Annotated in this window: 17 protein-coding genes; 5 read left to right on the forward strand and 12 right to left on the reverse strand. The window is 67.0% G+C overall.

Going from position 1 to position 25640, the window contains the following annotated elements; all coding sequences use genetic code 11:
• Positions 1-45: 45 nt before the first annotated feature.
• The 8 genes from ACFV15_RS10705 to ACFV15_RS10740 form a co-directional block, all read right to left on the reverse strand.
• The gene (locus ACFV15_RS10705) at positions 46-201 is read right to left on the reverse strand and encodes a hypothetical protein (RefSeq protein ID WP_378349980.1); all 156 of its coding nucleotides are present in this window, start codon (positions 199-201) and stop codon (positions 46-48) included.
• Positions 202-501: 300 nt separating this feature from the next.
• The gene (locus ACFV15_RS10710; protein ID WP_378349981.1) at positions 502-855 is read right to left on the reverse strand and encodes a hypothetical protein; all 354 of its coding nucleotides are present in this window, start codon (positions 853-855) and stop codon (positions 502-504) included.
• Positions 856-925: 70 nt separating this feature from the next.
• Positions 926-1291, reverse strand: coding sequence for a hypothetical protein (locus ACFV15_RS10715; protein ID WP_378349982.1), 366 nt, complete (start codon positions 1289-1291; stop codon positions 926-928).
• A gap of 565 nt (positions 1292-1856) precedes the next feature.
• Positions 1857-4247 carry an NEW3 domain-containing protein gene (locus tag ACFV15_RS10720; protein WP_378349983.1) on the reverse strand — a complete coding sequence of 797 codons (2391 nt, stop codon included), beginning with the start codon at positions 4245-4247 and terminating at the stop codon, positions 1857-1859.
• The gene (locus ACFV15_RS10725; RefSeq protein ID WP_378349984.1) at positions 4244-6208 is read right to left on the reverse strand and encodes a hypothetical protein; all 1965 of its coding nucleotides are present in this window, start codon (positions 6206-6208) and stop codon (positions 4244-4246) included. Before ACFV15_RS10725 ends, ACFV15_RS10720 begins: the two co-directional genes overlap by 4 nt.
• A 6-nt stretch (positions 6209-6214) precedes the next feature.
• Positions 6215-7126 carry a carbohydrate ABC transporter permease gene (locus ACFV15_RS10730; RefSeq protein WP_378349985.1) on the reverse strand — a complete coding sequence of 304 codons (912 nt, stop codon included), beginning with the start codon at positions 7124-7126 and terminating at the stop codon, positions 6215-6217.
• Positions 7116-8024, reverse strand: coding sequence for a carbohydrate ABC transporter permease (locus ACFV15_RS10735; protein ID WP_378349986.1), 909 nt, complete (start codon positions 8022-8024; stop codon positions 7116-7118). Before ACFV15_RS10735 ends, ACFV15_RS10730 begins: the two co-directional genes overlap by 11 nt.
• Positions 8024-9391 carry an ABC transporter substrate-binding protein gene (locus ACFV15_RS10740; RefSeq protein ID WP_378349987.1) on the reverse strand — a complete coding sequence of 456 codons (1368 nt, stop codon included), beginning with the start codon at positions 9389-9391 and terminating at the stop codon, positions 8024-8026. The genes ACFV15_RS10735 and ACFV15_RS10740 overlap by 1 nt, the downstream gene beginning before the upstream one ends.
• Positions 9392-9660: 269 nt before the next feature.
• On the opposite strand from ACFV15_RS10740, the gene ACFV15_RS10745 reads away from it, so the two are divergent.
• Positions 9661-10410 (forward strand): FadR/GntR family transcriptional regulator, encoded by a 750-nt coding sequence (locus tag ACFV15_RS10745; RefSeq protein WP_378349988.1) that lies wholly within the window; start codon positions 9661-9663, stop codon positions 10408-10410.
• 45 nt (positions 10411-10455) lie between these two features.
• Here the strand turns inward: ACFV15_RS10745 and ACFV15_RS10750 are convergent, their stop codons facing one another.
• Positions 10456-11127 carry an AbfB domain-containing protein gene (locus tag ACFV15_RS10750; RefSeq protein WP_378350060.1) on the reverse strand — a complete coding sequence of 224 codons (672 nt, stop codon included), beginning with the start codon at positions 11125-11127 and terminating at the stop codon, positions 10456-10458.
• A gap of 871 nt (positions 11128-11998) precedes the next feature.
• Here ACFV15_RS10750 and ACFV15_RS10755 point away from each other — a divergent pair.
• On the forward strand, positions 11999-13072 hold the full coding sequence (locus ACFV15_RS10755; RefSeq protein WP_378349989.1) for a glycosyltransferase: 1074 nt from the start codon (positions 11999-12001) through the stop codon (positions 13070-13072).
• A 350-nt stretch (positions 13073-13422) separates the two neighbouring features.
• Here the strand turns inward: ACFV15_RS10755 and ACFV15_RS10760 are convergent, their stop codons facing one another.
• Entirely contained in the window at positions 13423-14115 is a 693-nt protein-coding gene (locus ACFV15_RS10760; protein WP_378349990.1) for a hypothetical protein, read from the reverse strand.
• 119 nt (positions 14116-14234) lie between these two features.
• Positions 14235-17210 carry a glycoside hydrolase family 3 C-terminal domain-containing protein gene (locus ACFV15_RS10765; RefSeq protein ID WP_378349991.1) on the reverse strand — a complete coding sequence of 992 codons (2976 nt, stop codon included), beginning with the start codon at positions 17208-17210 and terminating at the stop codon, positions 14235-14237.
• A 331-nt stretch (positions 17211-17541) separates the two neighbouring features.
• Here ACFV15_RS10765 and ACFV15_RS10770 point away from each other — a divergent pair, with 331 nt between their 5' ends.
• The 3 genes from ACFV15_RS10770 to ACFV15_RS10780 all read left to right on the forward strand — a co-directional run bounded on the left by ACFV15_RS10770 (position 17542) and on the right by ACFV15_RS10780 (position 19806).
• Positions 17542-18573: a LacI family DNA-binding transcriptional regulator gene (locus ACFV15_RS10770; RefSeq protein WP_378349992.1), complete on the forward strand. Its 1032-nt coding sequence runs from the start codon at positions 17542-17544 to the stop codon at positions 18571-18573.
• Positions 18574-18640: 67 nt separating this feature from the next.
• A complete protein-coding gene (locus ACFV15_RS10775; RefSeq protein ID WP_378349993.1) occupies positions 18641-19219 on the forward strand; it encodes a hypothetical protein in 579 nt (192 codons plus the stop codon).
• A 122-nt stretch (positions 19220-19341) separates the two neighbouring features.
• The gene (locus ACFV15_RS10780; protein WP_378349994.1) at positions 19342-19806 is read left to right on the forward strand and encodes a CAP domain-containing protein; all 465 of its coding nucleotides are present in this window, start codon (positions 19342-19344) and stop codon (positions 19804-19806) included.
• A gap of 536 nt (positions 19807-20342) precedes the next feature.
• Here the strand turns inward: ACFV15_RS10780 and ACFV15_RS10785 are convergent.
• The gene (locus tag ACFV15_RS10785) at positions 20343-25550 is read right to left on the reverse strand and encodes an amino acid adenylation domain-containing protein (RefSeq protein WP_378349995.1); all 5208 of its coding nucleotides are present in this window, start codon (positions 25548-25550) and stop codon (positions 20343-20345) included.
• Between the last annotated feature and the right edge of the window lie 90 nt (positions 25551-25640).

The raw sequence follows: 25640 nt of genomic DNA on the forward strand, positions 1-25640 counted from the left end.
CTGGGCGGCGCCGTCACCCCCCGCCCCCCAACACTCACGAGTCACTCAGCTGTTGGCCACGGTGACGGTGACGTAGTTGTCCTTGTTCACGCGGCTCCAGTCACGCAACCCGACCCCGCCGACTCGCGTGCCGCCCTCGCAGTTCGATCCGGTGTAATAGAACCAGTCGCTGAGCGGATTGTTCTTTACATCGGAGCCCATGATCGCGAAGCCCGTCGCATACCTCTTATTGGCAGCAAGATCCGGGATACAGGTGCCCCTCGAACCGGAGGCTGCGCACCCTGGGATCGCTTGTCTTGTTATTGACAGCGAGGCAGCCATAGCCCGGCTTCAATACGGCGGTGCACTTCGGCGGAGCCGCCACCGCCGTGCCGCCACCAAGGCTAAGCCCGGCGGCGATCGCGGCGGTCACACCAACCACGGACAGAACTTTACGCGTGGTCGAAAGCATTTCGTCACTTCCTAAGGATTTCACAGCAGCTAACAGGGTGAAACGCTCGCTCAGTCGTTGACCGCGGTGGCGGTGACGTAATTGTCCTTGTCCACACCGCTCCATCCGCTCACCGCAGCGTTGGTCACGGTGCCGCCCTCGCAGTTCGATCCGGTGTACCAGACCCAGTCGTGAGCTCGAAGGATGCGCTCGACCGCGTAGCCCGTGGCGTACCTGGTCTTACCAGGCACCAGGTTCGGGATGCAGGTCCCGTCGATCCTGATACTGCGCACCGCGGGATTCCCTGTCTTGTTGTTGAAAGCGAGGCAGCCAAAGCCCGGCTTCAATACCGCGGTGCACTTCGGCGGAGCCGCCGCCGCCATACCACCGCCAAAGCTCAACCCAGCAGCGATCGCGGCAGTCACACCAACCACGGAAAGAACCTTACGGGAAGTCGAAAACATCGTCTCACTTTCCAAACAGCCCGAACGCCTGCTAGACGTTGATCAACGTGACGGTGAAGTAGCTGGTTTTCTTGTCCAAATTGCTCCAGCCACCGATCCCGCCACGGTCGGTTTCGGTCCCGCCATTGCAGTTCGATCCGGTGTGCCAGATCCAGTTGACCTCTGAATAGCCCCCCATCGCGTAGCCCGTCACATACCTGGTCTTACCCGGCACCAGGTTCGGGATACAGGTCCCGTCGATCCTGATACTGCGCACCGCGGGATTCCCTGTCTTGTTGTTGAAAGCGAGGCAGCCAAAGCCCGGCTTCAATACCGCGGTGCACTTCGGCGGAGCCGCCGCCGCCATACCACCACCAAGACTCAACCCAGCAGCGATCGCGGCGGTCACACCCAGCACGGACAGAACCTTACGGGGAGTCAAAGTCATCGTCTCACTTCCTGAATGTTCAAGGGAGAGCATCGCGACGACCACTTCACCGCATAAAGCGCTCGACTGATCGCGCGACTCGCCGTCCGGACACTGCCAGCAAGCCGAACGCTAGTTCATCGGCATACACAAGGTCTATCCGATTGACATGCAAGCATTTCATCGTTTTGCGGAACGCTTTCCGTGGCAGCGAGGACGGTCTGGTGTTTTAACGTCGGGTGTGGGTGGTTTTTGGCATGGAGGCGGCCACCGCTTGGGAACGACGGGGCCCGCTGAGTCCTCTGCGGGTCAAACGCGGGTTTAGGGCACTTCACCCCCGGCTAGGGTCCCCAGCGAAACCGCGAAAACCCTCACAGCCCTGCCCAGGCCGCCCGAAAGGGCGTCTATCCACCCCCGCGGCCCGGCATCGCATCATCCGCCCAACACCGAAAGCCTAAAACCCAGCAACGAAAGCAGGGCCGCCGCTACGCGACGACCCTGCCCTCACAACGTTAAAACACCAGGACGGTTGAACTTTCCTTGAACTGGTCGAACATCACCGTGCCGGACTGACCGGGGTGATCGACACCGCCCTCGTCGTCAGGAACAATTGCTTCTGACTGACATAGTTGATGCCGACAGTGACCTTCGCGGGGTCCAGCGAGGAGAACTCCGCCGGGGCGGTGACAGTCCACAGCACGGTCATCGACACACCCGCTTCGAGACTGCGAGCAAGCTTTCGGGGACCGGTGACCTTCCAGCCTTCCGGCGCACTCACCGTCACCCGCAACGACTTCAGCGAAGCGGTCGTATCCAGATTCGTGAGCGCGACCTTCGCTGTGATGGCCCCACCTGCCGCGGCCGATATGCTCGCCGGGGTGACGTCGACACCCAGCGCGGGCCGGAAGCTGTCCGCGCCGGACCGCTGGGCACGCGGGATTCCCGCGTTGTAGATGATGGCCGCCGCGGCGGCGGGTGGCTCGTCGCCCATCGCGATCGTGTTGGTGACCCGGCTGTTGGGCGCCCGGTTCAGATCGTCGAACGCCACGTTCGCGCTGGCGTATGTCGAGTCGACGGTCAAGTCACCGGTGGTGTATCCGGCGGGAGCGTTCGCGTTGGCGTGCAACGCTTGCCGAGTCCGGAGGAACACGTTGTCCGTGGCCGTCCAGAACCGGGAGCCTTCGTCGAAGTAGAATCCGAACGAGTACGCCGACTTCGGTGCCAGGCTGTCCCGGCAGAAGTTGCCGTCGAGCACCGAACCCGGCATGGATCCGAGGGTGTACACGCATGCGCCGTCGTTCATCTCGGTGATGACATTGTGGAGGTAGTTCGCCTCGACTCGCGCGTTACGGGCCGTCGTCGGGGTGGTGTAGGCGGGCGTCCCGAAGTCGTAGGTTCCTCGCGCGCGGTAGTTCGGACTGCCGCCCTGATCCCACATTCCCCAGCCGTAGCCGACAGCGATACCGCTGTAGGGCATGTTGAACACTTCGTTGTGCGCGATGGTGATTCCGTCGACGTAGGTGGAGAAGATCCCCGCCATGTCCCGATGGACCATCCCGTTGTCGTGCACCGAGTTGTTGGTGACGGTGATGTTCTTGACCGTCATCGCCGGGTCGGCCGGGTGGTGGGCGTCCTTGCGGATCCCGCCGACGACGACGCCGCCCGCCGCGTTCTGCGCGAAGGTGTTCCCGGTGACCTTGATGTCCTGCGCTGCCAGGCCGATGCCGGACGCGTGCGCGTTGGCGTCGTTGCCGATGCCGAGCGCCTGCGAGCCGAGGTTGGTGAAGGTGTTGCCGGTAAAGGTCACGTTGGTGGCCGCGGACACCTGCACGGAGCCCGGCATCATGCTCCAGTTCGGGCGCGCCGCTTCGAATCCGGGACAGCCGACGGCGCACGAGGTGAACGCGTCGGCCGGCCGCGTCGGCTGGACTTCGGCGAGATATCCACCGGTCTGCTGGCTGGCGTATCCGGTGCTGCGACCGGGGCCCAGCCACGACGTCCCGGTGAAGGTGAGGCCCGTGAAGTTCAGGTTCCGCACCGGCTTGACGAGCGTGCCCGAGACCTGCACCAGCGACTCGAGGCGAGGAAGCTCGACGTCGGTTTTCGCCATGGACTGCCCGGCAGCAGGCTTGTAGTACAGGACGCCCGCGACCGTGTCGAGGAACCACTGCCGCTCGGCGGAGAGGAACTCACGGGCGTTCTGCAAAGTGAAGATCGGGCCACCGAAAGGACTTTGCAGGGTGTCGTAGCCGTAGGTGTTGTTATTCCACGCCGGCTGCTGCATCGTCACCGTGGTCCCGCTCACGGACTCGACCGGCGCGAAGCGGTCGGTGAACGACAGCACCGCCTCCAGCTCCACGCGTTTCGGCGTCTTCACCTTCTGCAGCGTCGACGCGAGAGCCGCGTCCTTGACGGTGAACCCGGTCGCGGTGACGGCGATCTTGTCGCGCGGCACGACGAGCTGCGCCCGCGGGGCGATCGCGCCGTCGACGTAGAGCTGGCGGCTGTCGAAACCCGTACCGACCTTCGCGGCATAGACGTTGTTCGCCGGATCGCTCAGCGCCCACGCGGAGACCTTCTTGGCGCCGCTGAACACCGGGCGGGCGCCGGGAGCCGCCTGCCAGGTGACTTTGCGGGCCGCACCCCCATCGCGGTCGTCGAACTTGAGCGGGGCGTCCAGCCGGTACGTGCCGTCTCCGACGAGCACCGTGATGTCGCCGCCCGCGGCACCATCACGCACCTTCTGCTGAGCGGCCGTCACCGTGCACGGTGACGGCCGGGTGCACGCGTCGCCGTGTGCGGTCGGCGTGACGTAGAGCGTCGATCCGGTGGCCGCGGACGCGGACGGCGCGAAGCCCGTCCCCGCGACCAGTGCCACGAGCGCGACGATCGTGGCGCCGCGGCGTCTCCGCCCGGTACCTCCGGGACTCGAGTCGGTTAGGTTCACCGTTGAACTCCGTTCCAGTGGGAAAATACCGGCGCGTCGAGGGTCGGGGGAAACGCACGCAGGGTCATCGCGATGGTCAGCCGGATCCGGGTGCTCGGCGGAAGAGTCACCGTCAGGTAGCGGACGCCATCGCCGACCGGTACGGCGCGTTCGATCGGAGCGGGCGGTGCTGACTCGTAGGCGTAGAAATCGCCGGGCCAGCCCGGGTCCGGCGGGGTCTGGGTGGCCTCGACGGCGTCGAGCCGGTGCTCGGCGAACGTGCCCCCCTGCAGCACGAGAACCCGCTCGGCGGACACGGAGAGGTTGACCAGTTCCACCACGACGTGCTGGGGCTCTACGTCGGACACCAGCGCCGCCACATCGGCAGGCAAGCCCGGCCGTCCGTCCTTCGCGTCCCAGTAGCGGACCCTGGCCTGCGGATGCCCGCCGTTGTAGACGACCTGCGGACCGCCCCAGGTGAGCTGGGTGAGGATCTCCGTGACCACCGGGTTCACCTGCTGCCATAGGTGGATGTCGGCTTCTCGCACGGCTTCGCCGGGGTACGCGCCGACCAGCGCGAGCCGTCGCCGGAGCTGGTGCTCGGCAGCGGCCAGTGCTCGCTCCGGGTAGCCGGGGTTGTCCCCGGTGAGGAAAGCGAACCAGGGTGCCTCGTGGCCGCCTTCCTCCTTGTCCCGGAACGGCAGGACAGCTCGCCAGTCACGGCCCGAACGTTCCCTCAGCCGCTCCAGCCTGGCCCGGTCGTCCGGCAGTCCGGAGTGGATCCAGAGCGCCATCGGCACGGTCAGCGACGGCGGGTTCCAGTCGTGCGGGCCACGGTCGCTGTGCCGTAGCGGGATCATCGAAGTCGGCCGGTCGGCGTCGGGTCCGAGCAGTGCCGCGGCCTTGCGCCGCACCGAGGTGTCGCTCTCGGCGAGGGTGAGATCGCGGGCCAGCGCGTAGACGTGGTCGTGGGTGGTGCGGACCATGTCCAGGTAACTGTCGTCGGCCGTCGCCAACGCAGCCGCGAGCGACGCGACGGCCTGGGCCTGACCGACGCTGTAGAGCCCGTGCGGCCAGGTCCAGCCGTAGTGCCCGCCGTACCAGCGGCCGTCCAGGTCCCCGCCGACGACTCCGCGCCGGTCGACGTTGTCCGGCACCACCCCGTCGTTGGCCTCGGCGCGCTTGCGCCAGCCGTCGACATAGTCGATCACCCACGCGCGGAAGGCTTCGTCGCCAGTGGCCAGCCACGCGTTGAGCACCAGGCCGCTGATCGACATGTTCATCGCGACGTCGCCGTGTCCGAGGCGCCGGGCCATCTCCTCCCCCAGGCGCGGGTCGCCGTCCGGTCCCCCGCTCGCGGCGCGGCCGGGCAGCCAGTCGAGCGGGTAGCCGTAGGTGTCGGCTTCGGTCTGCGTCCAGGGGTATTGGGAGCCGTCGAAGAGCCCGCGATCGGCGCCGTCGGTCCCGTTGTGGGCACCCAGTACGACCCGGCGTGCCGGGTCGTAGTTCCCGTGCGCGGGATCGGTATAGAGCTCGGCGAACCGGCGGGCGTGCCCGGCCCACGTCTCCGGGTCGGCGACGGTGAGGCCGTAGAACAGGAGAGCGCTTTCCCCCTGGTGAAACCAGTCGTAGCCGCGTTCGAAGTCGTCGCGGACAATGCCGAGCTCGGTGAGCTGGTCGGTGACGCCGCGCCAGTGCCTGGCGGCCGCGCGCAGTATCTCCGTGCTGCCACCGAGCAGATAGAGCTGAGGCCAGTTGAAGAACGCCTCGTAGAAGTCGTCACCACCGTCGCGTGTGGACAGTTCGCCGGGGTAGCGCAGCCTGCCGCGTTCGTCGGTGTAGACCTCCTGGAAGCGCCGCCACGCTTCCTCGAGACGGTCGAACAGGGCGCGTTCGGCCACTGCCCATGGGGGCGGCGCCAAGACCGGGACGGTGGCCGTGACCGCCGCTCCGGGCGCAAGCGGGCTGGAGGACGTCGACATCAGGGCCTACTCCTTGGTGGCGCCGGCGAGCATGCCGGAGACGAGGGTGCGCTGGGCGAACATGAACACGACCAGCACGGGTGCGACGGCGAGCACCGCGGCCAGTGCCAGTTCGGGGCGGGTGACCTCGAACCCGGCACCGACCGTGGGATTGAACGAGGGCACCGAGGTCAGCAGCTGGGCCAGGCCGACCTGGGCGGGGTACTGGTCGCTGCCAGGCAGCATCACGTACGGCAGGAAGAAGTTGGTCCAGTTGGCCACGAACCCGAAGAATCCGACGAGCGCGACGATCGGTTTCGCCAGCGGCACCGCGATCCTGGTGAACACCTGCCATTCGGTGCAGCCGTCGATGCGCGCCGCGGAGAGCAGGGCGGACGGGACAGCGGTGGAGAAGTAGATATAGGTGAGGTATACCCCGAACGGGTAGAAGGAGAACGGCAGGATAACCGACCACGCCGTGCCTGCCAGGCCCAGCGCGTTCGTCTCCAGGAACAGCGGGATGACCAGTGTCGTCGCCGGCATGAGCATCACCACGAGTGTGGTGACCAGCAAGGGCTTCCGGAACCGGAAGTCCACCAGTCCCAGCACATAGCCGACCGGGATGCTGACGGCGAGGGTGATGGCCAACGCGGTGAAGGAGTAGAACAGCGAGTTGCCGAGCCAGGTCCACAGCTGCCCGTCCTGAAAGGACATCACCGCGGTGAAGTTCTCCTTGAGCTGCTTGAGCGAACCGAAGGACAACGGGTTGCCGTTCAGCAGTTGCTCGTCGGTCTTCGTCGTCGCCAGCAGCAGCCAGCCGACCGGCAGTACGAAGAACGCGGCGAACGCGGTCAGCAGCAGGCCGGCGAGCACCGGCGGACGACGCCGCTGCCGTCGGCGTGCGGCGATCCCGCCCGCGTGGCTTTTCTCAGTCCGCATCGAAGAATCCTGACCACGTCACGAAGATCCCGGCCGCGGCCAGGCTGACCACCAGCAGCTCCACCGAAAGGGCCGCGGCGCCGTTGAGGTCCCCGGTCTGGAAGGCGAAGGTGTAGGAAAGCTGATTGAGGCTGTAGTCGTTGCTGATCACGCCGAGGCTCGCCTGGGACAGCAGCTGAGGTTCGACGAACAGCTGCGAGCCACCCGCGAAGGCGAGGATGACCATGTAAGCAACCCATTTCCGCAGCATCGGGAGCTCGATCCGACGGGCGATCTGGAGTGCGGACGCCCCGTCGATCCGGGCCGCCTCGATGATGTCGCCAGGAATGTTGTTCAACGCCCCGTAGAGCACGACGATCCAGCCGCCCGCGCCGGTCCAGAACGCGATGATCGTGAACAGCACCGGCAGATTACCGACCGCGATCACCTCCCCGAACCGGTCGAATCCCAGTGTTCGCAGCAACCAGGACACCGGGCTCACGGCGGGGTCGAGGATGAACAGCCACAGCAGCACGCTGGAAGCGCCGACGAGCGCGCCGGGCAGGTAGTAGAGAAACCGGACGAACCGGCTCAGCCTTGCCGATCGCAGGTGGAACAGCACCAGCGCCAGCCCGACGGTGAGCACGGTCAGGCTGACCAGCCAGAACCCGAGATAGATCGCGATATGCCCGACAGCGGCCGCGAACCGGAAATCGGTGAACGTCGCGACGAAGTTGCCGAACCCCGCGAAGCCCGCTTCCGATGTCGTGAACGCCAGGTAGAGCGCGTAACCGGTCGGCACGATGCCGAAGAGCGCCAGCAGAACGGTGTACGGCGCGGCGAAGGACCATCCGAGCGCGTTGCGGCGTTTGTCCCGGCCTGGGGTTGAGGCGAGCCCACCTGGGGCCGACTGGGCCACTATTGCCCGATCCGGTAGCCATTGGCCTTTGCGTAGTTGATGATCGAGGTCTGCCAGTCGGGCAGCAGCGAGGTGATCGTCTTACCCGCGGTCACTCCCGGGGTGATGGTGGAAGCCCAGATCTTCTCCTGGCTGAAGCTCGGTGAACCCCAGCCTGGCCAGACCCGCGTGGCCGCGTCGATCATCGGCGGGCCGATGTCCCCCGCGAAATATCCGCTCGACGCCTGCTTCTTGAGCCAGCCCTGTGCGGCGGCGCTGAACGCGGGGTACCCGGGGGCCAGCTCGACCTGGTAGGCGTCGTCGGTCGTCATGAACGTCATGAACTCGACAGCGAGGTCGAGATGCGTGCTGTGCGAGGAAAGCAGCCAGGTGCCGCCGCCGACGTTTCCGGTCACCGGCTGGTCCTTGTCCGCCGCCCAGTGCAGGGCGGGGCCGACGGCGATCCGGCCACCCGGGGTCTTGAAGGTGTCCTTGAACAGCGCGCCGCCGAACCAGGACGGACCTGGCAGCATCAGGGTCTTGGCCGCCTGCGACTTGGCGTAGTCGTTGGAGAACACGCCGGTGCTGGTGATCGAACCGGCCTGGTGCAGGGTGTCGATCAGCGATGCCATTCGCGTGCACTCGGGCGCGGCGGAGTCGACTTTGAGGGTCGTCGCGTCGGTCAAGGTGTTCACCGGGCACTTGCTCGCCCAGAAGTAGATTTCCGGGGCGAACGCGTCGCCGATGTCGCCGACGTTGTAACCAGGGTGCTCGGCGGCGACGCGCTTGCCGAGCGTTTCATACTCCTCCCAGGTGGTGGGCACGGTGTAGCCGAACTGCGCCATCAGTGGCTGGTCATACCAGAGCACGACCTGCGCGAGATCGTTGCGCAGGCAGTAGACCGTGCCGTCGACCGTGCAGGTGTCGAGTGACCCCTTGGCGAAGCCGGACAGCGTCGCGTCCGGCACCAGCCCCTTGTTCAGCGGGGCCGTGAACTTGTTGTCGCCCTTGGCCGCCCAGGCGGTTTCGTTGGTCTGAGTGCTCCACACGACGTCCGGCCAGCCGCTCCCGGTCCGGTTGAACAGCTGGACCTTGGTCTGCAGGAAGTTCGAGCCGTTCGCGTCGCCGTCGTAGGTGACGATGTCGAGCTTCACGTCCGGGTGCGCCTTTTGGTAGGCGGCCGCGGCCGCCTGGCGGGTGGAGTCGACCCAGACGGTCAACTCCTTGGTCGTGCTCTGCTTCGCCTGCGTGAACCCGTCGGCCTGGGCCCCGCCCTCGGAGCCGCCGCCGCACCCTGCGACGAGTACCGCCGCGACCACCACCGCCGAACCAGCGACGGCCCGGCGCAGGCGCCCCTGCCGGAGACCCGCGTTCCGCCGTAGAGACATCGTCTCGCCTTCCGCTCACCGGACCGGCGCTCAGATGAGCGTCGTCACTCGCCGACATAATGCGTACTCATTCCGGGGGCGGTCAAGTATCGATTGGGCTACGAGCATGTGTCCAACGAAGCACGATGACCGGAATTCATTGCTGACAGCGGGTAATAGTGCGACAGAGAGATCATCATCGCCCGAAGCTTCACCCGTCTTAAGTACGACTCATCGAGAAAAGTGTTAAGGTAACTTGCATCCGAGCGTCTCCGATGCCAAGGGGGAACATGTCCACCGACGGCGGTGCCTACCGGCCAGGCTACGAAGTCGCCGCCGAACGCATCCTGGAGCTGATCGAGCGCCTGAATCTCCATGCGGGCGACCGGCTGCCCACGGAGATCGACCTCGCCCAGCAGCTCGACACCAGCCGTTCGGTCGTGCGCGAAGCGATCAAGATCCTCTCCGCGCTCGGGCGGGTGACCGCACACAAAGGGCGAGGTCTCTACGTGGCCGACGGCACGAGCATGCTGGGCGGTGCCCGGCAACCCACGTTCTACCTGCCGACGAACCTTGAACACGTCGACCGGCTCTTCGAGTTCCGCAAGCTAATCGACGTCGAAGCGAGCAGGCTCGCCTCCACGCGCGCGACCCCGCTCCAGCTCAAGGACATGCGCGAAGCCGTCGCCGACTGCGTCGGCGCTTTCGAGGCAGGCGACTTTGAAGCCTACGGCCGTGCCGACGACCGGTTCCACGAGTCGGTGGCCGCGGCGGCCCAGAACCCGTTCCTGAGCGAAGCGGTCGCCCAATGCCGCCACGCCCAACGACAGACGGCTCGGCTCGGCCTGCCCACCTACCTCGCGGCCAACTACGACCTGGCCAACAAGGAGCACGCCGCGATCCTCGCCGCGATCCAGGCCGGCGACGCGGACCGCGCGGGCCAGGCGGCCCGGAACCACATCGAGCGGACCGAAGCCGAGTACCGACGAGAAATCATGACGCGGCTGTCCCAGTCAGGCCAGGGCAAGACTCGTGAGTGATGCCGACGGCAAGAACCGTCGGCATCACTCACGAGTCTTTTCCGTTCAGCTGAGCCAGAAACTCGCACGCTGGGGGTCACGTTGCGCGGCGGCGGGGCGGGCGATGACGAACCGGCCGTTGTCGTGGGCGAGGTAGGCGGCAGGATCACCGGCCTGCCGGAACGAGACAGCGCGGTTGTCCGCCAGGCCGGTCACCTGGACGAAGCTGGCCGCACGGGCGTAGGAGTCGCTCTGATCATTCTGATCGATCCGCACGGTCACCGAATCCGCCACCCGTGCGTACCGGTCAGGGAAATTGACAGACTGCAGCGCGACACTGCCCGCGCCGGAGAATCCCGGCACGATACGGAACTGCGAATCCGCGACCTCGCGGACGTTGCCGTCCACCCGAAGCCTGTACTCGTAGTGCCGCACATACACGTTCGGCGAGTCCAGCGGTGACAGCCGGACGATCGGCCCGCCCTTGCCGACTGAAACGCCGAAGCTCGGCGTGCCGTCGTCGTTCCAGTGCAGCTGCTGGACTCGGGTGTGCCGGTTCGGGTCGTAGAGCGGATCGCCGGTGATGTCCCGGTAGTCGCGGGCGTGGTAGACGAGCACGTCGGTCTTGCCGTCTTCGGCGACGGTGAACGAGCTGTGGCCCGGCCCGTACTGCCTGATCTGCTCGTTGGTGGCGAACACCGGCTGCGGTGACTTGGTCCAGGACCGCGGGTCGAGCAGGTCCGAGCGCCGTCAGTGTCAGCGACAACATAACCGCCCGGATGAAACCTCTGGACACAGCACTTCCTTTCGCGTCTTCGCGAGGAACCCCAAAGAGAGTCGCGAGCGGATTTCCGTTACTCGCGATGAAGACAAAGCGAATCGTTGGAGCGACTCGGGTTTGTTGATGTCCGGGGCGGCGATGGCGGCACCCCGCAGGCCGGTAGACATCCCGGCGGGGGCGGCATGGGGTGCGCGGTCGTCACGACCGGCTAGTGCAAGGTTATGGTTGCGACCTCGGCAACACGACTCAGTCAGGCTCGCCGCCGCCCCCGCCTTCCACACAATGCTTTCGTGCCGACCATTCCTGGCACCGTTTTGCGACTCTGCGACACAGTCGCCTTATTGTGACGGGCCAGCCAGATCGTTTCGACTGCACAGTCTGCCCCATGACGTTCGCCTGCGTGGGGCAGTGCGGGCTGGTGCGAAATGGTAAGGGAAATCCCCCACGAGCGAAGACCGCGGTTTCTGCGAGGTCCAGGAAGACTTGCAGGCGCCGTCCGGTCACGTCTGTCTCATATGGAACGTGACAGCTCCGTTCGGGTCCAGACGAATGTGTTGGCAGGTACAACTCGCCGGACAGGGGTTGACGCCCTAGCGTGGAGCCTGCCGAAAATCTTCTGTAAAGTGTCGCAGATGGACAGTCCTTGGTAGACCTTCGGAATCTCACCTATAACGAGCGGAAGATTGGCCGCCCGAAAGGTCTGACCTGCGACATGAAGATTGACTTGAAGGCTGCTAAGAGCGCGGCGAAACAACTTCGGAGGTTCGAGTGAACGCACCCATGCGCGTGTTGATTGCCGCTTCACCCGGGATGGGACATTTACTCCCGATGGTCCCGCTTGCCTGGGCGCTTCGCGGCGCCGGCCACGAAGTGCTGGTGGTCACCGGCGGGCGGAGCCTCGCAGCCGCCGAGAAGTGCGGGTTGCCGTACCTCGACTTCGCTCCTGAGATGACCGCCGACGAGATCAACGACGGCTTCCGGCAGCAGCTCGCGGTGCTACCGGCGTACACGCCCAGCGTGCGCTGTCTCGCGGATGTCGCCGAACGGGTGGCCGTCGTGGCGCGACTCGGGATGGACCAGACGGTGCGGGCGTCCGAATCGTGGCGGCCGGACCTGATCGTGCACGACCCCATGAACGTCGGCGGCTTGATCGCCGCGGCCCGGCTTGGAGTGCCCGCGGTCGAGCACCTGTGGGGCTTCATCCGCACCACCGGGCTGACCGAGCGGTACTACGAGTTGCTGAAGGACGACTTCGACCGGCACGGCGCGAGCGGCCTGCCGGAGCGGATCGTCCTGGACGTCGCGCCGCCGAGCATGCTCAGCGGACGCCCGGCGGGTTGGTCGATGCGGTACGTGCCGCACGACAGCGGACCGCTGCCCGAATGGCTGGTCGGTCCCGCGCGGACCGGCCGCCCCCGGATCGCGATCACCCTCGGCACGGAGATCCCGTCGAACGACGGGGCTGGCGCGTTCGGGCGAACCGTCGCGGCCGCCGCGGAAGTGGACGCGGACTTCGTGGTCGCGGCGGGGGTGGATCCGGCCGGGCTCGGCCCGCTGCCGCCGAACGTCCGGGCCGAGCGGTGGCTTCCCTTCGGCTCGTTGCTGACCCGCTGCACGGGGGTCGTGCACCACGGCGGTTCCGGGGTGACGATGGCGGCACTGGCCAACGGAATCCCCCAGCTGCTTTTGCCGGACGGCACCGACCGGTACGCCAACGCCGAAGCGGTGGCCGACAACGGCGCCGGACTGACATGCGCGCGAGACGAGGTGAGCGCGGCACTGCTCGCACAGCTGGTGGCGGACGACGGACTGCGGCTGGCGGCCGAGCGGGCCCAGGTCGAGATCGGGATGCTGCCGACCCCGGCCGCCGTGGCCGCTCGCCTGGAGGCGCTCACTCGGTGAGACGGCCGTGGCGTGACCCGAGCAGCGTTTCCCCCTCGCTTCGTGAGTGTTGCGGGCGGCTATTGTGGGGAAACCCAAATGTGGCGTCTCCCGCTCGGCTTGGCTGACCACGTGAACGCCCCGACAGCCCGCCAAAGCACGCAAAAGCGACGTAGTGGGACAAAATGATAGCCGCTGGATGTCCACAAAGGACCCGTGAACGTGGCTTATGTAACGCTGACCGTTACATAAGCCACGTTCGTGAGTCTGAAGCCCCTCGCCTCAAGGGTGAGCCGGATTAACGCTTCATCCTTGAGGTGTCACGTTTACCCTTCCCCTCAATAGAACCGCCCGCAACACTCACGAGTCCTTCAGCTCGAAGACACGGAGTAGTTGTTGGTGGTGAATTTGAGCCCACCGGAGGACGAGGTGATCTCGAAGCCGAACTGGACCTCGCCGAGCGTCACGTCACCGAACCAGCCCTTGCTCTTGATCCACTTCAGCACCGCGAGGATGTCGACCGAACCGGAGTTGGTGTTTCCGTTGCGCAGGAAGGAGAACACCGCGTTCCCGCCGTTGCTGCCCTTGTAGACGTCCCAGGAGTGCCCGCCGACGCTGACCGAGGCCTGCTTGCTGCCGATCGGCCCGACCGCGCCCTGCTTGTTCATCCACAGCATGATCTCGTAGGCGTTGTTACCCGCCCAGATGTCATAGGCGGTCGTGTACGCACCGCCGCCTGGCGCCGAGACGCCGAAACTGCTCCTGACCGAGCTCAAGCTGCTCAGCGACCTGCCGACGTTCTTCGACGAGTGCGGATAGGCCTTGACTCCACCGGTATTGGGGTGGTTCGCGGTGACGCCCCACTTGCTACCGGAGTCAGCCCAAATGGTCTGGGAGCCCGCGCCCGAGCCCCAGACGTCGTTGCGCACGGTGTAGCCACCGCTGGACCAGCTTCCGAACTTGTCCGAGGACGACCACGCCGCTGCCTGAGCGGGCGCGGCCGTGGCCGCGACCATGGCGAGCACGATTGCCGGGGCAAGCACGAGCTTCAAAAGTTTCCGCATCACTTCTCCTTTCCCGGGCTTCGATGCCGGGATCAACCGCGCCACTTCGGGTTCGGAGCGGCGGAACTTGGCTCGGAGGCGGGCCGGCGGCGTAAGGCTCGCCTCCGAGTGTCGGGGGATCAGCGCGTCAGCTGGAACCACGAGAGGGTGACCGGCGCGTCGAACTGGAGATAGACGTCGTGCCGTCCGCCTGCTCGCGCCAGTTCGGCGCCGATCTTCGTGAAGGTGTACTTGTCCCCGGTGCTTGCCACTTCGACCGTGCCGAGCACCCTGCCGCGCACGGGATCGTCGAGCCGCACGGTGATCCTCGCCGTGCCACTGCCGGATTTGGACGCCGAGGCGATGAAGGTCCGTGCGCCGGGATCGAGCTGGACACCCTTGAAAGCGAGCCAGCCTCCGGCGGTCGCCGCGACGGAGGTTCCGGCGTCCTTCGCTGTGTCGGTCAGCGTGACGCCCCGGTAGTCGTCGAAGTTCTGCGCCTCCGTCTTGGCACCGAGGTCGCGGGCGGGGATGTGTTCTCCTTGCACGAAGACTCCGACGCTCTGGGCGATGTCGGTCGCCGAGTGGCCGACCGAGAAGTCGTAGCGACCGGTCTCGACGACGGACTTGCCGCGCGTGACGTCCCAGAACGCCAGGTCGGCCACGGGAACGCGCAACCGCACGGTCTTCGTCTGCTTCGGCGAGAGCGTCACCTTTTCGAACGCGCGCAGCTGCCGGACCGGCTGCTGCGCACGCGAATCCCGAGCGCTCGAGTACAGCTGGACGACGTCGGAGCCGGCGCGGTCCCCGGTGTTCGTGACATCGACACTGACCTCGACCGTGCCTGCCGCGTCGTCGACCGGCCGGTCGACGCGGACACCGCCATAACGGAAGGAGGTGTAGCTCAGGCCGTAACCGAAGGGGTACAACGGCTTTCCCCGGTAGTACTGGTAGGTCATACCGGTCCTGGAGATGTCGTAGTCGAGGATGCCCGGCAGCTCGGCGTCGGAGCGGTACCAGGTCTGGGTCAACCGGCCGCCGGGGTTGTGGTCGCCGAAGAGCACGTCGGCCAGCGCGTGCCCGGTCTCCTGGCCCGCGTGCGTCGTCCACAACAGACCCGGCGCGGACTGCGCGTCCCAGCCGCTGGTCGGGTAGCTGTTCTCGACCACGACGACCGTGTGTGGGTTGGCCTTCTGCACGGCCTCCACCAGCGCCTTCTGCGCCGGGGCGAGCTCGGTGCCGGTGCGGTCGTTGTCCTCGCGGCCGTTGATGAACGGCATGCTGCCGACCACGACCACCGCGGTGTCCGCACCCCGCGCGGCGGCCACTGCGGCGTCGACCCCGCTGTGGAGCACCTCGCGGGAGAACTTGGTCGCGTGCGCCACGTCGGCGGCGCCGATGGTGAGCGCACCGTCCGCACCGACGACCGCGAACCTGTTCGGGCCGAACCACGGCTGCCCGACCTCGTTCCCGGCGTACTCCAGCACATAGGTGCCGTCCGGCTGCGAGTTGAGCTTCAGCTGCTGCTGGACGAACCAGCCGTTGGGCTGCGCGGCGTTGTTCACCAGCGCACCGCCCACATAGGACAGGTACTTGCCGTTGGCCGCGGTGCGCAGGGTGAGCTTGCCCGCACCCCAGTCGAAGACGTCGAACGCTTCGGCGTTACCCGCGCCGGTGCCGCTCGCGGCGAGCTTCGCGCCGGCCGGGTCGGTGGACGCGGTGAGGTACTTGCCGGTCGCGGGGTCCTTCAGCGCGATCCGGTCGACACCTTCACTGGACGCGACCGTGCCGCCCGCGCCGAGCCGCTCCTTGATGCCCTGCAACGGCGTGACCTTGTACTGCATCGTGCCGCCGTACCAGTCTTCGTACAGCGTGTCGGCGAGCGGGCCGACGACGGCGACCTTCTTGTTCTTCGCCGCGTCGAGCGGCAGCGCGTTCTTGTCGTTGCGCAGCAACACCATCTGCTCGGCGGCCGACTTGCGCGCGAGTGCGCGGTGCTCCGGCGAGTTGATCACCGAGGGGGTGATGTTCGCGTACGGGTTACGGCCGGGCGGGTCGAACTCGCCGAGCCGGAACCGCAGCGAAAGCAGGTGCCGGTCGGCGTTCTCGATATCGGCGACGGTGAGCAGCCCCTGCGTGAGCGCCGACTTGACCGCGGTCGTGGTGATCGAGCCGTTGGTGTCGTCCACGGTGAAACTGTCGACACCCGCCTTGATCATCGCGGCGGCGGCCGCCGGCTTCGTCGGGTAGTACTTCTCCGAGTCGACCAGGTTCCACGGCGCGCCCGCGTCGCTCACGACGGCGACGTCCTGCGGCGCCCACGTGCGCACGACCGCGTTGAGATCGGGGGAAACCGTGGCCGGGCGGCCGTTGACCAGGTTGTACGACGGCATGAGCGCGTTCGCGGCGCCCGCGCGCAGTGTCGGGCCGAAGGCTTGCTCGTCGTAGTCGTGCAGGATCTTCGGCGGCACCGAGGAACTGGTCGTCGTCCGGTCGACCTCGTTGTTGTAGGCCAGGTAGTGCTTCAAGGTGGGCGCGGCCTGGAGATAGCGCGGATCGTCGCCCTGCATGCCGCGGCCGTAGGCGGTCGCGACCCGGCTGGTCAGGTACGGATCCTCCGAGTAGCCCTCTTCGTTGCGACCCCAGCGCGGATCACGCAACAGGTTCACCACCGGAGCCCAGAGATTCAAGCTCCACAGTCCAGGGTTGCGCGCGTTGAACCCGCGCGCCTCCTGGCCGACGGCGGCGCCGACCTGCTTGATCAGCGCCGGGTCCCAAGTGGACGCCAGGCCGAGCGCCTGCGGGAACACCGTGCCGTCCGCGAAGACGACAGCGCCGTTGTGGTCGTTGTCGGTGCTCCAGCCGACGCCGTGCAGCGCCTCCGTGCCGGTCTTGAACTTCGCGATGCCCAGCCGGGGGATCGCTGGCTGGTACTGGTGCAGCAAAGAGATCTTCTCGTCCAGCGTGAGCCGGGAGATCAGGTCGCCGAGGCGGGCGGAAAGCGGCGCCGCCGGATCACGGAAGACGGGAGGCGCGTCGGCGAGAGCGGGCAACGGCGCGATCAACGACGCGACGAGCGGTAGCAGCAGTGCTCGCCGAATCCGGGATCCACGCATGAACCGGCCTCCAAGGAAAGTTGAAATTATCGAATCGATTCGATTGCCTCGACGAAGTTCTTGATCGACGACAAGAAGGTACAAAAACTATTGCATCCACGTTACCGCGCGGTCAAGCACTCATGCAAGATCCACCTCATAGTGCGCTCTACCTGGAATAACTTGCCAGACGCCTACGCGTAGCCATGCACGATCCAACGTTCAACGGTTTCGAACGAGGGTTTTCCCTAAAGTTAGCGTCGCACCCGATCTTCGCCATTGCGCCGGATGGCGGCGTGACCTACGGTCGCAGTTGTCGATGCGATTCGACAACTGCGAGAGGGTGACGTCAATGGTCACGATCACGGACGTCGCGAATGCGGCCGGTGTCGCCCCGAGCACGGTCTCCTACGTGATCAGCGGCAAGCGATCGATTTCGCCGAAGACCAGGCGGCTGGTCGAAGAAAGCATCCGCAAGCTCGGCTATCACCCGCACGCGGGCGCCCGCGCGCTCGCCAGCAGCCGGACCAACGTGCTGGCACTGGTGATCCCGCTGCGCGCCGACCAGAACGTCACCGTGGTCATGGAGTTCGTCGCCTCGGTCGCGCTGACGGCCAGGGCACATCGCCACGACCTGCTCCTGATCACCCAGGACGAGGGACCCGCCGCACTGCAGCGCGTCGCCTCCTCCGCGCTCGCGGACGCATTGATCATGATGGACGTCGAGGCCGACGACCCACGGGTGCCCATGCTGGTCGCACTGGACAGACCGGCGGTGCTGATCGGCGTGCCCACCGCTCCGACCGGCCTGACCTGCGTCGACCTCGACTTCACCGCGGCAGGCTCGGAGTGCGTGTCGCACCTGGCCAAGCTCGGTCACCGGGCGATCGCGCTGGTCGGCCCGTCCCCTGCCGTTTACCAGCGCGGCACAAGCTACGCGACCAGGTTCCTGTGGGGCTTCGAAGCCAGCGCGGCCGACTGCGGCGTGCGGGTGAGCTCACGGCCGTGCGCCCATTCCTACGACGCCGTCAGCGCCTGCCTCGACGAACTGTTCGAATCCGACCCCGCGCTCACCGGCCTGGTGGTGCACAACGAGGCCGTACTGTCCGCTGTGCTGGCCGACCTCGGACGCCGTGGCCGCCGCATCCCCGCGGACATCTCCGTGGTTGCCGTCTGCCCGGACAGCATGGCGGAGAACCACCTCGTCTCGCTCACGACCGTCGCGATCCCCACCGGGGATCTCGGCACGATAGCGGTCGAAATGTCACTGGAGCGCCTGGCGGGGCGGGTGCTCACCGAGACTCGCCTGATCGCACCGAAACTCACCGTGCGGGGCAGCACCGCACTCGTGAATCCACGGCCATTTTCCGAATATTTCAGGTAGCCACCCGGACCGCCGCCAATGCACGCTCCACATCGTCATGTTCCGCCCGCAGAGTAAGGAACGTCGGATGCTCAAAAAGGCTTTCTCCCGTTACCTTCCGTTGGTCATCGCCGTCACCGCGGTCACGGCGATGACGTTCATGGGCACGCCCAGTCAGACCGGCGTCGCGCTCGACGGCGGCGCGGCGTCGGCCGCCAACCCGGAGCTCAAAGGAGATCCAGCGCAGCTCCTACGCTCCAGGACCGGTCAAGCAGAGTCCATGATGGCACCCAAGCCAAGCAGCGTGGACGGCACGGAGGCCATGCCGTGGAACACGCCGAGCAAGAAGTCCTACACCATCACCAGTTCCTGCAATTCCTACAAGGACGCTATCCGAAAGGGTGCGGCCGCATGGAAGAACTTGACCGAAGGCGGCGGCACGCCGGTCGAATGCACCAACAGCAACATTCAGGGCTGCGGCGGCGGGGTGGTCGTCGGCTGCAACCAGAGCGGGGGCGTGAAGATCATCCTGTGGATGAGCAACGTGCGAGACAAGGCGCTGCTCGCCGCGCACGAGTTCGGCCATGACTGGTTCGGCCACACAGGCAACGGCTGCCACACGTGGAGCAGCGCGGAGTCGGTCATGCAAGCTACCACTTGCGAATAGCCGCGATCGCCCGCGGCCTATTGTGCAACCGGTGGCACAATCAGAAAAATGCGCAAATTGGCTCAATTTACTCGTCACATCAGATTTGAGGTGTTAATTTTCGCGCCATGAAAACAAATAGCATGAGTAAGCGACTGCTTCTTCTTACGGTCAGCTTCCTGGTCGGCGGCTCGGTCGCTTCGGGCGGCGCGCTCGCCGCCGGGCAGTCGACCAATGCCTCCTCGCTCGGCGATCAGGTCGTCTCACTTGTCAACAAGGAGCGCGCGAAGGTGGGTTGTAAGCCGCTCGGCAACGACAGCCGGCTCGCACTTGCCGCGCAGCGGCACAGTGACGATATGTCCAAGCGCAACTACTTCTCGCACACCTCACTCGATGGCAGCGATTTCGGCCAGCGCGCTGTCAGGGCCGGCTACCCGAACCCCGCCGCGGAGAACATCGCGATGGGCTACACCTCGGCCGCCCAGGTGATGCAGGGGTGGATGGCATCCGATGGCCATCGGCACAATATCCTCGAGTGCTCGTTGAAGAATGTGGGCGTCGGCGTCGCCACCCAGGGTTGGTACTGGACCCAGGACTTCGGCCGCTGAGCACCCTCAGTCCGTAAAGGACACGGTGTCGACAGCAGTAGTGCGATGGTATCGCAACGGCCTTTCCTCGCGATTCGATTGTTGGCATGGTAACCGCAATCAATATCACTCCGGAAAGGCCGTTGCCCACATGACACGCAGGACGGGCCTGTATCAATAAAGCGATTTTTCGGAAATTATCGTCGATATTGTCAAGCCGTTTTGAATAAACCTCATTCTTGGAAATCGGAAACCGGTTTTTGGCTTGTCGGCGGAATGGCTGATCCGCGACGGCAAAGTCGTCCCCACGACGCTGCTTCTTTCCCACCCCGAACAACGAGAGCGACTCGCCCGGCTTGCCGCCGAGTGACGTAATGCGGGGTCCGCCCCGGCCTCTGGTCGATCATCCCACCCCCTTCGACAGGTGCGGAGTACCGAGGCGACACCCTCCGTCACGACCGTCCGTTCGCTCCTTCGATTCGATTGAACGACGTCATGGCACATATGCGACGCGCGTGGCAGCAGGAAATGCGCCGCGCTATTCAGTGGGAAGCGGCTTACCGGAGAGAAGCCCGCCGCGAACGGTCCCGGCCGCGGGAGCGCGCCGCGGCGAGCAGGTCGTCATCGGCTGCGGGAACCGCGCCCGGTGACAGATGCCCCGCCAGCTCCCGGATGCTCGGCCGCGCGAACAGGTCCAGCACCGTGATCGGCCGGTCCAGCAGTGAGGCCAGCTCCCGATGCGCCCGCACCAAGGTCAAGGACGTGGCGCCGAGTTCGAAGAACAGCCGCGCCGGGTCCAGTTGCGTAGCTGGGACGTCCAGCAAGCGGCCGAGCACCGAGGCGATCTGCCGCTCCAGGGCCGGATCCGCGGCTCCGGTGCGCTGGCGCGGCACGCCGCGGTCGACCGGGACCGGGTCTCGCGCGAGGTCACGGCCGTCAAGCCCGGCGGGATCCGTCTGATCCCAGTCCGTCGCCTCGATCGCCGAGAGGTAAGCGGCGAACAGCTCGTCGAGGTAGCCGCCGGGGAATGCCGCGTCCACCGCGTCCCAGTTGATGCGCAAAGCGCCGTCGGCCTCGAAGACCTGGCAGTCCAGCACGACGTGCGGGGTCTGACTGATCGCGTAGTCCGTGCGGCCGAAGCGCGACAGGAGCCGGGACGCGTCGGCGGAGTCGCCGTCCGCGGTCCGGGTGCTGCCGAGGCCGCTCGAAAACACCACCGGAAGCAGCACTTGGCCGCCGCGGAGCGCGGCGAGCTCGCGCAGCACCTCGTTGCCGTGCACCGCCCCGTGTTCGAGATCTGCCAGCAGCCGTCGCTGCACGGCCTTCGCCCGGTCGGCCACCGTCCCGGCCGCCCGGTCGACGTCCAGCAGCAGCGTCGACGTGTAGTCGCCGATCACGCCTTCGTGCCCGGCAGGCCGGTCGAACGAGGTGACCACGAGGGTGAATCGGTCCCCGCCACCGCCCGCGCGCACAGTGTCGGCGAGCGCCGAGAGCAGCAGGCCGGTCGGGGTCACACCGTGGCGGCGAGCGTTGCGGCACAAGGCTTCCCACTGGCTCGCGCCGATTTCGGCGTGACGCCTGGTAAAGCGCACGTTGCCGGGTCCTGGCGAGCGAATCGGCAAGGCGGGGCCGTCGGCCATCTCCGCCGCCGCGCGCCGCCAGTACTCACGCGCTTCCTTCGGCACCTCGCGGCTTCCTGTCACCCACTGCTCGAACGTCGCCCGTGGAACCGGCGGCAGTAGCGCCGGGTCACGGTAGGCCGTGACCAGTTCATCGACGAGGAGCACCGCGCTCTGTGCGTCGCAGAACAGCAGGTCGAGTCCGAAGTGGACTCGCCACATCCGCTCGTCGACCCTGCTCGCCGCCACGTGGAGCATCGGGCCCCGCGCCGGGTCGAGCACCCGGTGCGAACGCTCCTCGCGCATCCGCGCCAGCTCGTCCGGATTCCCGCGCAGATCGAAGACCTCGATCGTCACCGGGACTTCCGGGGACACCACCTGCAGAGTGTCCGGCGTGACCGACGCGCGCAGCATCGGATGGCGGGCGACCACCGTGCGCAGCGCCGTGGTCAACCGGCCCGGATCGAGGTCGGCGACGTCGACCTCGGTGTAGTAGTGCGGCGCGACCACATCGCCGAGCCACGCGTCCGCCCTGCCGACCAGATACGCCAGCTGCATCTCCGTCAGCGGGAACGGGCCGGACACGGCTTCTGCCGCGCGCAGCCGTACCTCGACCAGATCCCGTCCGCCGGGCAGCACCGTGTCCTGCACGTGGTAGCCGCTGCGCTCGGCCCAGGCCTGCAGGTCACGCAGCCAGCGCCCGGCATCGACGAGCGCGTCCGCCAGCGGACGCCCGTCGGGGCGCTCCAGCCGCAGCGCCAACCCCATGTCCCCCGTGCTCGGCAGATCGGCGGGCACCACCGGTGGCGGGAGCACCACATCCCGCGCGGGCTCCCCGAGTTCCTGACGCACCAGCTCCTCGATCGACGGGTACGCCACCAGCTCCGCGAAGGACGGGCGCTTGCCGGTCGCGTCCTCGATCGCGTTCGCCAGCCGGACGACGTCCAGCGAACTGGCGCCCGCCGCGATGAGCCCAGCGGACAGATCGGCGTCGCCGAGCACCGTCCGCACCACCTCGGTGAGCCGCGTCTTCTTGACACGGAACGGGTTCGGCAGCGCCTTGTGATCGACCTTGCCGTTGTCCGTCACCGGCAGCTCGTCCAGCAGCACGAACCGGGTCGGCACCATGTAGTCCGGCACCGACTCCGCCAACCGTGCGGCCAGCACCCGCTCGGCGTCCGCCAGTGGTTCGGCGAGTACGGCATAGGCGACCAAGCGCGGACGCCCGTCCGGCCCCGGCGACGCGGCGGCGACGGCCTGGCGCACCGCGGGCAGCCGGTCCAGCGCCGCCTCGATCTCGCCCAGCTCGATCCGGTGCCCGCGCACCTTGACCTGCCGGTCCGTCCGGCCGAGAAACTGGATGGTGCCGTCACAACGCCACCGGCCAAGGTCGCCGGTGCGGTAAAGCCGTTGGCCCAGCACGGGATGCACGGCGAACCTCGCGGCCGTCTGCTCGGGATCTCCGATATAGCCGCGAGCGACGCCATCACCGCCGATGAACAGCTCGCCGGTCGTCCCGACCGGGCACGGCCGGCCGTCCTCGTCGAGGATGTGGAAACTCTGCGCCCGCAACGGCCTGCCGTACGGGATGCTCGGCCAGCCGGGGTCGACCTCGCCGATCGGATACGTGATCGACCAGATCGAGGCCTCGGTCGCGCCGCCGAGGCTCTGCACCCGCGCACCGGGGACGAGCGCGCGCAACCGGTCGGGCAGGCTGACCGGGATCCAGTCACCGGACAGCATCGCCAGCCGCAGCGAACCGAGCTGCCGCGCCGCCACCGGGTCGGCCTCTGCGTACTCCACCACCATCTCCAGCAACGCGGGCGCGGTGTTCCACACCGTCACCCCGTGCACGCTGATCAGCTCACACCAGTGCTGTGGGTCGCGCTGGCGCAGCGGATCCGGCAGCACCGCCGCCCCGCCCGCGCCGAGCACGCCGAAGACGTCGTAGACGGACAGGTCGAAGCTCAGTGCGGACAGCGCCAGCACCCGGTCCGCCGCCGTGACGGCGAACCGGTCGGTGATGTCGTCGATCGTCGTGCGCGCTTGCCGATGTTCGATCGCGACGCCCTTGGGCACGCCGGTCGAACCCGAGGTGAAGATGACATAGGCGAGGTCGGCCGGATTCGCCCGCACCCGCGGCGACACGCCCTCACCGTCCACAGTGGACGCCGAGACACCTTCGGGCAGCGGGACGCCGTCCGCGGCGACCGCGTGCTTGATCCCTGCCAGCCCGCACACCGCCTCGATCCGGGCGGCAGGCCAGGCCGGGTCCACCGGGACATATCCCGCGCCGCACCGGTTCACCGCGAGCACCGCGACGATCTGGTCGGCGGACTTGGGCAGCGCGATCAGCACGAGATCACCCGGCGACACGCCGCGGCCCGCGAGTGACGCCGCCAGCCCGTCGGCGCGCGCCGCGAGCTCGCTGTGCGAAAGGGAGCCGTCCGCGGCGATCACCGCGGGACGGCCGGGTTGCCGCGCCGCGGCCAGGCGAAGCGGGTCGTCCAGCAGCGGGCCGCATTCCGCGCCGAACGGCGTGACATCCAGGAGCTGCGGCCTGCCGAACATCGGGTCCCAGCCCAGGTCCGCCGCTGTCCACGCGCCGGCCTCCTCGGCGAGGGTCCGCAGCAACTGGTGCTGGGCGGCGACCAGGCCGTCGAGGTATCCCGGCTGGAACGCGGCTTCGACGGCGTCCCAGGTCAGGCGGAGCGCACCGTCCTCCTCCCAGACCAGGTGGTCGAGCAGTACCTGCGGAGTCTGCGAGACGCCGAAGACCTCCTCGCCCAGCCAGCCGGTGGGCGTCGTGCCGTCGCCGATGCCGATCCCGGAGGTGAACACGACCGGGTAGCTCGTGCCCAGCTCGCGCCGCACCTCCACACCGGTGAACGACCGGTGGTCGATGGCATCCCAGAGTGTCGCGTTGACCTCACGGGCATACCCGGTGAATGTCGGCGCCTCGACGGGGATCGCGACCAGTGCCGTCGTGGTGAAGTCGCCGACGAGCTCGTGCACACCCGGCACGTCTTCGGGCCGGTCGAACAGCGTCGCGTTGAGCGCGAACGGCTCGCTCGCGCCCCACCGGCGCAGCACCAGTCCGAACGCCGCCAGCAGTACCGACGTCGGGCTGAGCCCGTGTTCGGTGGCACGCTCGCGCAACCGCGCCCAGAGCGGCGCGTCGAGATAGCAGCTCCGGCGGCGGAAACGCGGTTTGGTGATCGACCCCGGCTCGACGGCCAGCGGCAACCGCGGACCGTCTGGCAGCCGGTCCACGCGCTCGAGCCAATAGGCGCGGTCACGATCACGCCGGGCGAGGTGCGCTGGATCGGTCTCGCGGTAACGCACGATGTCGAGGAACTGGACCGGGGTCGCAGGCAACTCCGCGGCCGGGTCGGCCGCGACACTCCCCCACTGCGTCATCAGCAGCCGCCAGCTGGCGAAGTCGAGTACCAGTACGTCGAAGCCGACGAACAGGCGTACCCCGCCGCTGGGCAGCAGCGCGGCACGGATGTCGAACAGTGGCCATTCGTGCGGCGCGCGTACCTGATGGGAAAGCCGTTCACGCAATTCCGCCAGCGCGCGATCTGCCTCATCGATCCGCATTCCGCGCAAATCAGTCCGCGCAATCCGGAATTCGGGCACTTGGCTCTGCTCGCGCTGGAATCCGTCACGGCCGATGGTCGTGCGCAACATCGGATGGTGCGCCACCAGCGCGCTGAACGCCGATTCGAGTGAATCAAGGTCACCGGTCGCGCGGTCGTATTCGTGATACCAGAACGTGGCGACACCGCCGAGCGCGAAGTCCCCGCCGCGTCCAGCCCAGTATGCGGCCTGCACCGGAGTAAGTACTACGGGTTCACCTGGTTCGACCCGCGCGACGGAGGTGACGGGCATCACTGCGGTGACCGCGTCGGAGGCGGTCAGGAAATCGACCACGCCTTTTGCCGGGTTTTCGCCGAGAAATGCGGTGAGCGGGATCTCGACCCCGCTTTTCGCGGCCAAAGCGCGGCGCAATCTCAGTGCTCCGAGGGATTCCACACCCAGTTCCGCGAATCTGAGTTCGAGATCGACCTCTTCGGGAACTGTACCGATGAGGTCAGCGACACATTCGCGCAGCAAGGCGGACCCGGTCATGGAATCGTGCATAGAGGGAATGCTCCTTGGAAACGGCCGGACACGTCAGGCGGGCACTCGGTCGAGCGACCTCTCCACCCTGTCGACAATGACATCCATTGT

The organism is Amycolatopsis sp. NPDC059657, assembly GCF_042734395.1.
Classification (GTDB): Bacteria; Actinomycetota; Actinomycetes; order Mycobacteriales; family Pseudonocardiaceae; genus Amycolatopsis.